This window comes from Terrabacter sp. FW104-15G4B, assembly GCF_058790095.1.
The window spans coordinates 62,583-74,415 of sequence record NZ_JBYTCI010000002.1 but is presented as its reverse complement, the minus strand read 5'-3'; the positions used below and the strand labels follow the sequence as shown (position 1 = coordinate 74,415).

General features: G+C 68.4%; 12 protein-coding genes. 9 read left to right on the top strand and 3 right to left on the bottom strand.

Features of this window, described 5'->3' with window-relative positions:
- Window positions 1-189: 189 nt before the first annotated feature.
- The 4 genes from AC3WRT_RS02180 to AC3WRT_RS02165 all read left to right on the top strand — a co-directional run bounded on the left by AC3WRT_RS02180 (window position 190) and on the right by AC3WRT_RS02165 (window position 3,933).
- Entirely contained in the window at window positions 190-1,536 is a 1,347-nt protein-coding gene (locus tag AC3WRT_RS02180; RefSeq protein ID WP_492718600.1) for an MFS transporter, read from the top strand.
- A 197-nt stretch (window positions 1,537-1,733) separates the two neighbouring features.
- The gene (locus AC3WRT_RS02175) at window positions 1,734-2,609 is read left to right on the top strand and encodes an alpha/beta fold hydrolase (protein WP_492718597.1); all 876 of its coding nucleotides are present in this window, start codon (window positions 1,734-1,736) and stop codon (window positions 2,607-2,609) included.
- A 14-nt stretch (window positions 2,610-2,623) separates the two neighbouring features.
- Entirely contained in the window at window positions 2,624-3,133 is a 510-nt protein-coding gene (locus tag AC3WRT_RS02170) for an aromatic-ring-hydroxylating dioxygenase subunit beta (RefSeq protein ID WP_492718593.1), read from the top strand.
- Window positions 3,130-3,933 (top strand): SDR family NAD(P)-dependent oxidoreductase, encoded by an 804-nt coding sequence (locus AC3WRT_RS02165; protein ID WP_492718591.1) that lies wholly within the window; start codon window positions 3,130-3,132, stop codon window positions 3,931-3,933. Before AC3WRT_RS02170 ends, AC3WRT_RS02165 begins: the two co-directional genes overlap by 4 nt.
- A 64-nt stretch (window positions 3,934-3,997) precedes the next feature.
- Here the strand turns inward: AC3WRT_RS02165 and AC3WRT_RS02160 are convergent, their stop codons facing one another.
- Together AC3WRT_RS02160 and AC3WRT_RS02155 are read right to left on the bottom strand one after the other, a co-directional pair.
- On the bottom strand, window positions 3,998-5,197 hold the full coding sequence (locus tag AC3WRT_RS02160; protein ID WP_492718589.1) for an NAD(P)/FAD-dependent oxidoreductase: 1,200 nt from the start codon (window positions 5,195-5,197) through the stop codon (window positions 3,998-4,000).
- A gap of 2 nt (window positions 5,198-5,199) precedes the next feature.
- Complete coding sequence (locus AC3WRT_RS02155; protein ID WP_492718587.1) at window positions 5,200-5,577, bottom strand: non-heme iron oxygenase ferredoxin subunit; 378 nt, start codon at window positions 5,575-5,577, stop codon at window positions 5,200-5,202.
- Between the two features lie 210 nt (window positions 5,578-5,787).
- On the opposite strand from AC3WRT_RS02155, the gene AC3WRT_RS02150 reads away from it, so the two are divergent.
- From AC3WRT_RS02150 to AC3WRT_RS02130, 5 genes are all read left to right on the top strand, one after another.
- Window positions 5,788-6,780, top strand: coding sequence for a zinc-binding dehydrogenase (locus tag AC3WRT_RS02150; protein WP_492718585.1), 993 nt, complete (start codon window positions 5,788-5,790; stop codon window positions 6,778-6,780).
- A 105-nt stretch (window positions 6,781-6,885) separates the two neighbouring features.
- Window positions 6,886-7,785 carry an IclR family transcriptional regulator gene (locus AC3WRT_RS02145; protein ID WP_492718583.1) on the top strand — a complete coding sequence of 300 codons (900 nt, stop codon included), beginning with the start codon at window positions 6,886-6,888 and terminating at the stop codon, window positions 7,783-7,785.
- Window positions 7,786-8,505 carry a dienelactone hydrolase family protein gene (locus AC3WRT_RS02140; RefSeq protein WP_492718579.1) on the top strand — a complete coding sequence of 240 codons (720 nt, stop codon included), beginning with the start codon at window positions 7,786-7,788 and terminating at the stop codon, window positions 8,503-8,505.
- Window positions 8,506-8,542: 37 nt separating this feature from the next.
- Entirely contained in the window at window positions 8,543-9,868 is a 1,326-nt protein-coding gene (locus AC3WRT_RS02135) for an aromatic ring-hydroxylating oxygenase subunit alpha (RefSeq protein ID WP_492718577.1), read from the top strand.
- Between the two features lie 27 nt (window positions 9,869-9,895).
- Window positions 9,896-10,960: a DODA-type extradiol aromatic ring-opening family dioxygenase gene (locus tag AC3WRT_RS02130; RefSeq protein WP_492718575.1), complete on the top strand. Its 1,065-nt coding sequence runs from the start codon at window positions 9,896-9,898 to the stop codon at window positions 10,958-10,960.
- On the opposite strand, the gene AC3WRT_RS02125 is transcribed toward AC3WRT_RS02130, so the two are convergent.
- On the bottom strand, window positions 10,953-11,762 hold the full coding sequence (locus tag AC3WRT_RS02125) for an IclR family transcriptional regulator (RefSeq protein ID WP_492719119.1): 810 nt from the start codon (window positions 11,760-11,762) through the stop codon (window positions 10,953-10,955). The genes AC3WRT_RS02130 and AC3WRT_RS02125 overlap by 8 nt on opposite strands.
- Between the last annotated feature and the right edge of the window lie 71 nt (window positions 11,763-11,833).

Genomic DNA, 11,833 nt, shown 5'->3' with positions numbered 1-11,833 from the left:
CCAGTTGTCGCGCTGGGTTTCCAGGCATTCGCTCGACCCGGATGGGACAGGCTCGATCCTCGCGATAGGGGCAGCGCCTGCGTTCCACGGGTCGGAACTTTTCCTTGGTGACCGGCGCGCGGCTCCATACCTTCGCGCTACATCACCACCGGGGCATCGAGGCCCCGTGGCCGGCGAGAGGTTCTCTCCATGTCTGCGTCCACCACCGAACCCAAGGGGCTGAAACGCGTTGTCGCGGCCGGCTTCATGGGCACGACGATCGAGTACTACGACTTCTTCATCTACGGGACAGCCGCGGCACTTGTCTTCCCGAAGGTCTTCTTTCCGGCGCTGGGTGGTGCCGCCGCCACCGCCGCCTCTTTCGCGACCTTCGGAGTCGCTTTCTTGGCCCGCCCAGTCGGCGGTCTGGTTTTCGGTCAGATGGGCGACCGGATAGGTCGCAAGGCCACCCTCATCACGACGATGATCCTGATGGGCGCCTCGACCGTGCTCATTGGTCTCCTGCCGTCAGGCAGCAGCATCGGGCTGGCAGCCCCGATCCTCCTCATCGTCCTGCGCTTTCTGCAGGGCTTTGCGGTCGGTGGCGAGTGGAGTAGCGCGGCCCTCTTCGTGGTCGAGCACGCACCGGAGGGCAAACGCGGTGTCTACTCGCTCGCACAGACTCTCGGCACCACCTTCGGGCTGCTCCTGGCGACGCTCACCTTCCTCGTCACCGGCCTGACGATGTCTGAGGCGTCGTTCGCGTCATGGGGCTGGCGCGTGCCGTTCATCCTCAGCGCGGTACTCGTCGCCGTAGGTATGTGGGTGCGTCTGGGTGTCACTGACACGCCAGTCTTCAAAGCAGCCATGACCCAGGCCGCACAAGCCAAGACGGCAAAATCACCCGTGCGCGAGCTCTTCGCCAACCAGAGGCGGGAGGTCTTCCTCGCCTCCGGGTCTGTGCTGATGTGGCTCTCCTTCTTCTACATGGGAGCTGTGTACCTCACGAACTACGGCACTAAGTTGCTGGGGATCCCGAAGAACACGATGTTGCTCATTCAGTTCGTCGCGATTGCCGGCTGCATTCTCGGGCAGATCATCGGGGCGCGCTTGTCGGACAAGGTCGGTCGCCGCTGGATCCTCTTCGTGGGCAACGGCGCCGCCGTGGTGTGGGCTTTCGTCCTCTTCCCTCTGGTGGACACGAGGCAACCGGTCATCATCGGCGGCGCGCTGACCGTCACCCTTTTCGTCGTCGGTCTGTCCAACGCTGCGACCACCGTCTTCCTGCCAGAGACGTTCCGCACCTCGTATCGCAGCACCGGGACCGGGGTGTCCTTCAACATCGGCAGTGTCGTGGCAGGCGCGATCCCGCCGATCATCGCTGCACCGCTGCTCAGTGGGTTCGGCAGCATGGGGCTGTCGGTCATGCTCGCGGTGCTCGCGACGGTCGCCTTCTGCTCGGTGGCCTTCATGCGCGAGACGAGGAGCAGGTCGCTGTACGAGGCGCATCACGACGAGGTCGTTTCCGAAGCGACGTTCTCCCGGAGGCCTGCCTGACCGGATGACCGGTCCTGCACCAGCTCCGCAGAAGGGGTGTCCCGGCGTTGCCCGGGACACCCCCTTTCGTGCCCGGTCGGGTTCGGTGCTCCCTCGCCGGCGGGGTGTTCCGGGAGCCGGAACCGGCTCTGCACACGGCGTGCTCGCGTGGTTACCGTCGCCACCACATCCGGTCACAGCACGCCCAGGAGGCACCTATGAGCGCATCACTCACCGCCGAGCCGATCAGCGCCGAGATAACCGACGAGTCGTCGGGTCGGTTCGTCCAGACCTCACTCCACAGGATCCACTACAACGAGGCAGGCTCCGGACACCCGGTGATCCTCCTTCACGGCAGCGGTCCTGGCTCGACAGGTTGGAGCAACTTCCGGACCAACATCGCCGCCCTCGCCGACGACTTCCACGTCTACGCCGTGGACATGCCCGGATGGGGCGAGAGCGACACCCAGACCCCGGAGACCGGCTACGACCACGTCGCCGCCCTCATCGCGTTTATGGATGCCCTCGACATCGACAGCGCGGCTCTCGTCGGCAACTCGATGGGCGGGATCACGTCGATCTCGACCGCCATCCTCCACCCCGAGCGCGTGAGCCACCTCGTCTCGATGGGGGCACCCGTGCCGGGTCAGAACACCTGGGGGGCGAACGGCCTGAGCGAAGGGCTCAAGGTGCTCTTCCGCACCTACCAGGACCCCACGATCGAGAACATGAGGGAAGTCACGCGGGTCATGGCCTTCGATCCGGCCGTCACCTCCGGCGACCTCGCCGCGCTGCGCCTCGACGCAGCGCTCTCGCACCCCGAGCATCTCGCCAGCTGGAACAACGCGCCTGGCGGCAACCCGCTGAGCACGGAGTACTTCACCTACGGTCCGCGCCTGACCGAGATCAGCGCGCCTACCCTGGCCATCCACGGCAGGGACGACCGGGTCGTCAGCTACGAGCAGAGCCTGCGTCTGGTGAGCGCAGTGGCCAACTCGCGGCTGCTGCTGCTCAACCAGTGCGGGCACTGGGCCCAGATCGAGCATGCATCCGAGTTCAACCGCGTGGTCCGCGACTTCATCCAGAACAACTGAGTGGGAGACCTGTCATGACCCTTGCTACGCAAGCCCGCCTCGACTCCGACCTCGTGCGCGAGGTAGAGCACTTTCTCTACCTGGAGGCTGACCTCCTCGACGAGTGGCGCCTGCACGAGTGGCTCGCCCTCTTCGCGGACGCCGGCCGCTACCTCGTGCCCTCGACGGACAAGCCGGACGGCGACCCGACGAAGGACCTCTTCCTGGTCCAGGACGACCGCTTCCTGCTCGAGCAGCGGGTCAACTCGTTGCTCACCCGTGCGGCACACGCCGAGTACCCGCACTCACGCACCCGTCACCTCGTCACGAACGTCAAGGCGTCGGAGGCCGAGGCGGGAGTGGTTGAGGTCCGCGCCAACTTCGCGGTCTTTCGCGCTCGCAACGGGGCCGTCGACACCTACTTCGGGCGCTACGTCCACGTGCTCGAGCGAGGCGGCGACCACGGCCTGCGCTACCTCACCCGGAAGGCGGTCCTCGACCTGGACGCGCTACGCCCGCACGGCAAGGTCAGCATCATCCTGTGAGCAGGCTCGAGAACCGCGTCGCCATCGTCACGGGTGCCAGCCCGAACATCGGAGGTGCCTTGGCCGCCGGGCTGGCCCGGGAGGGCGCCCGCGTCGTGTGCGCCGACATCTCCGAGGCCACCGCGCACCGCGCGGTCGAGCGGATCACGGCTGGCGGTGGCGAGGCCGTCGCGGTAGTCGGTGACGTCACCGACCCCTGGCACTCGGACGACGTCGTGCAGCTCGCGCTCGAGCGGTGGGGGAGGGTCGACGTGCTCGTCAACAACGCCGTGAAGTTCGACCAGCGAGGCCTGCTCGACATGCCGATCGAGGCCTACCGACGGCAGATGGACATCATCCTGGGTGGGTCCTTCCTCTTCACCCGGGCCGCAGCGCGGGCGATGATCGACGGCGGCCACGGCGGCAGCATCATCAATGTGCTCTCCACGGCTGCGTGGCAGGGGCAACCCGGCAACATCGGGTACTCCACCGCCAAGAGCGGGATGATCAACTTCACCCGCTCGGCCGCTATGGAGCTGGCCCGGCACGGCATCCGGGTCAACGGTTTCACGCCGACAGCCACCCAGCCACAGGACCCGCAGCTCGTCGAGCGGGTCGGTCGGATTGGGCGCATGGAGGGGGAGTTCACGATGGACTTCGCCGCCCAATTCCCGATGTCGCGACTGCCCACGCCGGACGACTACGTCGGTGCCGTCGTCTTCCTCGCGAGCGACGACTCGGCGATGGTCACCGGGACCAACATCACCGTCGACGGCGGCGCCACCGCCAAGTACTGGCCCTGGCGGCCGCAGGGGGAGTGAGCCCGCTGGGATTACGAAGGGGCCCGCCACCGGAACACCGGTGGCGGGCCCCTTCGTCGTGACCTCAGGCGGGGGCCGCGGTGGATGCCAAGGGTTGCTCGAGGCTCTCGACCGGGACCTGCTTGGTGACCGCCTTGCGCAACCTCATGAAGGCACGGGAGTCATCGACGATGACGCCGCCGACGACCCTGCCCGCGGCGTCCGCGTAGACGGCGACGAGGTCCTGCGGTCCCTCGCCAGCGAGGTGGACCAGCTCGCCGCGAGAGGGCAGTCCGACGATCTGGATGCGGTGGCCGTACTGGTCTGACCAGACGTAGGGTGCGGTCGCCCGCGGAGCGTCACCATCGGTGATCGCGGCGGCGACCGCCGCGCCGTGCTCGTTGGCATTGGTCCAGTGCTCGATGCGGACCGCCTCGCCGTAGTGGACGTGCGGCCATCGGGCGACGTCACCGGCGGCGAAGATCTCGGGGTGGCCGACGACGCGCAGGTCGGCGCCACACTCGACTCCGTTGTCGGTCGGGAGCCCGGACCCGTCGAGCCAGTCCGTGGCGGGGCTGGCGCCGATCCCGACGACGACGAGGTCGGCGGGCAGCACCTCCCCATCGGCGAGGGCCACTCCCTCGACCGCGGTGTCCCCGACGAAGTGGTCGAAGCGCGCGGACGTACGCACGGTGACGCCGTTGCGGGCGTGCAGCTCGGCCAGCCGCCCGCCGACCCGCTGGCCGAGCAAGTGCGCCAGCGGTGTCTGCTGTGCCTCGATGATCGTCACCTCGCACCCATGCGCGCGGGCGGCGGCGGCAAACTCGGCGCCGACGAAACCGGCCCCGACGACCACGACCCGGGGCGTCGTGGCCAAGTGCCTGCGCAGGTAGCTGGCGTCATCGGCCGTGCGCACGGTCCGCACCCCCTCGAGGTCAGAGCCGGGGAGGATGCGCGGGGTGACGCCGGTCGCGATGACCAGGTGGTCGTACGCGTGATCCCCGGCGTCGGTGCGGACCAGGTGCGCATCCGGGTTCAGGCCCGTGGCCCGCACGCCGAGGCGCAGGTCGACCTCGAGCGCGCCCAACTCCTCGGCAGTGAGCAGCGGTGGGGGTGTTTCGCCCGCCCCCGCGGCGAGGGACTCCTTGGACAGCGGGGGCTTGTCGTAGGGGTGGTGCACCTCCTCGCCGATGAGCGTGATCGTGCCCGTGAACCCTCGCATGCGCAGGGCCTGCGCGGTGCGGATCCCAGCCACGGAGGCACCGACGATGACGACGCGGGACATGGTCAGGCCACCGCGCAGTCGGCTGTGGCGCCGGCCGAGGCCTCGACCGCGGGCCTGTCGGCCAAGCCATCGGCGAGGACGATGTAGACGTCGGCGTCCTCGACGACGACCTCGTGCATACGCAGCGCGATGGTCGCGGGGAAGCACAGGGCCTTGCCCGTGCGCAGGTCGAAGCGAGCCATGTGGAGCGGGCACACGACCTCGTCGTCCTCCAGGTCGCTCTCGCTGCCGAGCGAGAACTGCTCGTGGGAGCAGGAGTCGTCGCTCGCGAACCACTCACCGTCCTCGGTGCGGTAAAGGGCGACGGGGGTCTCCCCGTCGACGGTCATGGTGCTCCCGGGCTCGAGCTCGTCGGTCCGGCAGGCGAAGATGCGCTCCATCTGTGTCATTCCTCGGCGGTGAGGGGCACGGGACCGGATGTCCCAGGTGCTGTCCGTCGTCGAGTCTGGGGTCGCCCATCCGCCCCAACCAGAGCGCGTTTCAGTCACTGGAACCACACGGCGCGCCCGGCCGGTCGGCTGCGTAGGGTCGCGGCCAGCCGGCCCCAGTCCCGGCCCGAGCCCCCTGGAGGAGTCGTGAGAATTCCGACCATGCGCGCCGTGCGCCACGACGCCGACGGGGTGCACCTCCACGAGGTACGCCGTGTGCGCCCGGCAGCGGGTCAGGTGCTCGTCCGGGTCGGCGCAGTTGCGTTGGACCGCCGGGACGGCGAACCGGCGGTTGGCCCGCGGCCGTTACGCGGCGATGCGCACGGCCTGCGGGTCCTTGGTCGCCACGTCGCAGGCACGGTGGCCGCGCCGGGCGCGGGTGCCGACGGATGGCCACTCGGCCGGCGCGTGGCGCTGCAGCCGGAGGTCCGAGTCGGGCGGGCCTGGTTCGTCCCGGGCACCGAGCAGGACGGGGGTCTGTCCGACTACGTCGTCGCTCCCGTCGAGGGCCTGGTGCCGATCCCGCAGGAGCTGCCGATCGCGGTCGGGGCGGTGCTGCCATTGGCCGCACGTGCCCATTCGATGCTCGTACACGCCGGTGTGACGATCGGTGCCTCTGTGGGGATCTGGGGTGCCGGGTCCCTCGGCGGGGTGGCAGTGCCGATCGCCAGACTCCTGGGGGCCGTACCGCTCGTCGTCGTCGATCCCAGTGCGGCCGCGAGGGAGACGGCGCTGGATCAGGGGGCCGACGCCACTCTCGACCCCGCGGACGCCATGTTCCCGGAACGCCTGTTGGACATCACCCGTGGACACGGGCTCGACGTCGTCCTCCACACCGCACCCGATGCCGACGCGGGGCGGCAGGCCGTCGCAGTTCTCGGCCCGGAAGGGAGGGGGGCTCTCGCCGGCCCCTTCACCGTGAGCCCTGAGAGCAACCGCTGGGACGGCCGCACGCTGTCCGGGCCCCCACGCGTGCACCCCGAGTCGCTGCCGCTGCTGGCACGGCTTGCGCACTTGGGGCGCTTGCGCCTGGCCGCGCCCGCACACTTGGCCGGTGGCCTGAACGCGTCCGCCGACCTCCTCACGGAGGCAGTGCACGGCGGGGCTCCGCTGTCTCCCCTCGTCGTGACCCCCGGCGGCGAGCTGTCCGCCTGAGGTGGTTCCGACGGCCGGAACCTCCTCTATCGCGGGGCCCGAGCCCCTCCGAGAGTGGGCCTGTCACGCCGCCGCCGACGTGACCGGGACCGACATGGAGGTTTGATGACCGCGCAGCCGATGACACAGGCTCTCGTGCGGGAACAGCCGTCCTCAGTGTCCAAGGTGCTCGCCGTGCTGACGGCGATGCTCCAGAGCGGCCAAGCGGCGGTGGGCCTGACCGAGATCGCGCTCGCGGTCGGACAGCCGAAGAGCACGACCCACCGCCTCCTGAAGGAGCTGGACAACCAGGGGTTCGTCGACCGGGCAGGAAACCTGTACCGCCTGGGTGATGCCTTCCTCGACATCGCCGACACCGCGCGGCGGTCCCGCAACGCAGACCTCAGGGATGTCGCGTATCCCTCACTCGCCCGGCTCTTCGAAGAGTCTGAGGCAGTCGCTGTCCACCTGGCTGTGCTGCGTGGTCGGTCGATCCAGTACGTCGACAAGGTCATGCGGGCCGAGGGTGTCCGGCTCCCGACCCGGGTGGGAGGCCGCTTTCCGGCAGCCTGCACCGGCTTGGGCAAGGCGCTGCTCTCCGCCGGACCCCCGGAGGCCCTCCAGTCATTGCTGGCGCATCCCCTTCCCCGAGCCACCCCCTTCTCCGTCACGGCGCACGCGCAGCTGCTCGTTCAGCTCCATCGAGCACGGGAGGCGGGCTTCGTGGTCGAGTCCGAGGAGGCCTGCCATGGCTTCGTATGCATCGCGGCCCCCATTGTGTCCCAAGGGCGCCCAGTGGCCGCAGTGTCCATCGTGATTCCGACCCTGACCATCGGGCGAAGCGGTCCCAGACAGATCTCTCGCCTGGGCCAGATGGTTTCGAGGGCCGCTGAGGCGATCGGAGAAAGGCTCCTTCCGGAGGTCCTTCCCGGAGAGGTTCCGACGGCCGGGACGGCGCATTCCCTTCGTGGCCGGGCCCGGATTGACTCCCGCTCATCCCAACGGTCCACAACAGAGGAGTTGTAGGTGACCATGGACGTACGCATTGATCCCCAGGTGTCGACGGCTACCGTCGCGGACGCCGAGGTCCGCCTCCTCGAGCTGCGCCTCGGGGGTGTCCCGCGAGGGGCCGCGGTGGTTCTCGCCGGCCCCGAGGGCATGGACGAGATGGGGGCCGTCGACATCATGAACCGGCTTGCGCAGCACGGTTACGAGTCGGTACTCGCACTGCCGGCGACTGATGTCGACGACAACGCCAACCTCGCGGTCGTCCACCACCTGGTCCGCCTCCTGGCTGCCCGTGGATGGACGCAGGAGCAAACCGCGGTCATCGGTTATGGGCAGGGTTCTCGCGCAGCAATGCTCGTGGGCACACAGTCGACCTTCGGTGCCGTCGTCAGCGTCCCTCGTGCTGCCCGAGAGATCCTGGGGACCGCTACGGCCTTCCGACTGCTCAGCCCATGGCTCGGCCTCGTCGGTCGCGGCCTCAAGGACGAGCTGAACGATGAGATCGCTTCCTGCCGCGAGAAGGTCAGGACGGCGGCCGCCGAGCACGCCGACCTCGTCGGGTATCGGGGGGTCGAGCACTGCCTCCGTGACTCCACCGATGCTTTGGCGCACGCCGCGGTCTTCGACTCGTGGCAGCGAACCGCGGAGTGGCTCAACCTGCACGTCGTCCCCCGCTCCACCCCGTCCGCCGAGGCCTGGTTGGACCGCCAGCAGGCCGCGCAGTCGTTCTCCAGCTGAATCCCTTTCCCCTGTCAGAAGAAGAAGGTGCGCCCCCATGTCCGAGTACATCGACGATGACCGTCAGATGCCACGCTTCCGGGTCAACCGACGTGTGATGACCGACGCAGAGATCTTTGCCCGCGAGAAGGAGGAGATCTTCGACAAGACCTGGCTCTACCTCGGCCACGAGTCCGAGCTGAAGAAGCCGAACGACTTCAAGACCCGCTCGGTCGCCGGTCGTCCGCTGATCTTCGTCAAGGACAAGACGGGACAGGTCCGCGTGTGGGTCAACTCCTGCCCGCACCGCGGCGCGATGCTGTGCCGCGAGGGCTCTGGCAACGCCCGCTTCATGACCTGTGCCTACCACGGCTGGAGCTTCAGCACGCGTGGTGACCTGGTCTCCGTGCCGGGTGACTCGGCCTACGGTCCGGACTTCGAGCGGCCTGGCCTCGCGACCCCGCCGAGGGTCGAGACCTACCGGGGATTCGTCTTCGTCTCCTTCAACCCCGATGTGGTCGACCTGAGGACACATCTGGCGGGCGCAGCCGAGTACCTCGACCTCGTGTCGGACATGTCGGAGGAGGGGATGGAAGTGCTCGAGGGCACCCACCACTACTCGGTGAAGGCCAACTGGAAGCTGCTCGTGGAGAACAGCTACGACGGCTACCACGCCATGTCCACCCACCAGCGTTACTTCGAGATGATCGTCGCGGCCCGCGGCCCGATCGATGCCGGCAAATCGCTCAAGGACTCGCGCTCGATCAACCTGGGGAACGGCCACGCGGTGACGGTGGGCGCGTCCGGCAGTGGCGACATCTTCGGCCGAGCCCTGTCCGACGAGGCCCGCGCCGAGAAGGAGGCTCGCTACGAGCGGCTGCGCGAGAAGTACGGTGCAGGCTGGGTGGAGCGACTCAACGGCATCCGCAACATGGTGATCTTCCCCAACCTCGTGATCATCGACCTCGTCATGGGCGTGGTCATCCGCAAGATCGACCCGGTCTCGCACGACTACATGGAGGTCACCGCTTGGGAGCTGGCCCCTCCGGAGGAGGGTGCGGAGCTCAAGCGGCAGCGCCTCGACAACTTCCTCACCTTCTGGGGGCCGGGCGGGCTCGCCTCCCCCGACGACGTGGAGATGCTCGAGAGCGCCCAGACTGCCTACGGCTCGGTCAAGGAGCTGCAGTGGTCGGACATCTCACGGGGCATGCACGAGTCCGTCCCCGTGCAGTCCGACGAGTACCAGATGCGCACCTTCTGGCGGCAGTGGAACGAGTGCATCACCGGGGAGGTGCTGCCCGCCGAGGAGTACGACGCACTGCCGGACTACTGGACCGCCCCGCGGCGCGAGCTCGCGGCGGACTCACCCGTCCCTGCGTCCTGACCGTCCGAACCGATAGGAGGAACGATCATGGGTGACGTCATCGGACTGGGCATGACCCACTACCCGCTGCTGCTGGGGCCGGACGAGACGATGGCCGCGCTGTTGCACTCGACGCTCAAGGACCCCGACATCCCCGAGGCGGAGAAGGACCCGGCGAACTGGTCGCGGCTGGCTCAAAAGGAATGGTCGGACGACGGAGGCACCGCCGCCGCAGCCGCACATCGGAAGGCGCTGCGAACCCACCTGGAACGGGTGCGCGCCGAGCTCGACGCCTTCAAACCCGACGTCGTCCTCGTGTGGGGCGATGACCAGTACGAGAACTTCCGCGAGGAGGTGATTCCGAGCTTCTGCGTCCTCGCCTACGACGACACCGAGGTCGACCCGTTCGGCGTCATCACGAAGCTCGGCCTGCCGAACGCGTGGGGGCTGCCGAACGACCAGGTCTTCACCATGAAGGGGGCGCCCGACGTCGGGAAGGAGGTCGCGACCGCAGTGCTCAATTCCGGTGTAGACATCGCGTACTCGTACATGCCGCGGCCCGGGACCAACTTCCCGCACGCCTTCGCCAACACGCAGATCTTCCTCGACTACGACAACGTCGGCAAAGAGTTCCCGTACCCGATCGTCCCGATCGCGGTGAACTGCTACGGCGAGCACGTCATCGCCCGGCGCGGCGGCATCGCGCGGTTCGCGGAGATCCAAGCGGGGGAGGACCTCGACCCCCCCGGCCCGACGCCGGCCCGCTGCTACGAGCTCGGCCGCGCCGTGGGGCGCATGGCACGCGAAAGCGACCTGCGGGTGGCGCTCGTCGCGTCGTCGAGCTGGTCGCACGCATTCCTGTACGACGAGGGCTGGCACTTGCGCCCCGACACAGAAAGCGACCGAGCCCTGTACGCGGCGATGGTGGCGGACGACCACGAGCCGTGGGTCAGCCGGACCAGCCAAGAGGTCGTCCACTCAGGACAGCACGAGATCCTCAACTGGCACTGCCTGCTGGGGGCGGCGCGAGAGCTTGGGCTCGAACTGGAGTGGAGCGAGCTCGTCGAGACCGAGATCTTCAACTCCAACAAGGCTTTTGCCTTCTTCAGGTGATCTTGTGCTGATCACTCTCGTCGAGGGCGAGAGGTCCAGTGACCTCTCGCCCCGGCATCCAACGCTTCTGCTGCCCGAGGGCAGTGAGTCGGTCGGTGATCTCCGTGGCGAGGCGTGCGGCCGTGGCACGCAGCGCGTGTGCGGCCTCGCCCGGCAGGTTCACCGACGACGGGTGAACGATCGCCAAAGCCCCGACGGCCTCGCCCTTGATGATGATCGCGGAGCCGATCCCCGAGATCCCCTCGCGGCTCTCGTCGACCTGGCGCGCCAGGTTCGTCGACCGGATCTCGCGCAGCTCGGCCATGAGCACGTCTCGGTCCGTGATCGTCGCGACGGTGACCGCTTGCAGCGGGTTGGGGAGCAGCGACTCAAGTGCCTCGCGCGGGTCCCACGCGAGCAGGGCCTTGCCCAGCGCCGAGCTGTGGGCAGGGATGCGAGCGCCGACGCGATGGGGGTCGAAGTGCCAGGTAGCCGATCCCACCTGCTCGAGGATCACCGTGTCGAAGTCGCGCAGCACCCCCAACGACACCGTGTGCCCAGACCAGTTGTGGAGGCGGGCCATATGTGGCATGGCGACGTCGCGCATGAGGTTGGCCGGCGAGAGGGAGGCGAGCCGGATCAGGCTCACGCTCACGCGGTAGCCCTCGCCGATGTGCTCGACGACGTCGAGCTCGACCAGCCGGATCAGCAGACGGTGGACTGTCGACTTGGGCAGGTCGGCAGCGCGGGCAAGCTCGGTCAGGGTCATGACTCGGCTCGTCGTGTCAAAGGCACGGAGAATGTCGAACGCCTTCGCGAGGATGGAAGGCGAATCGGCCCCCGGAGCGCGGTTGTGCGGAGCGTCGATGTCGGACCTCCTCGTCCCGTGAAGCC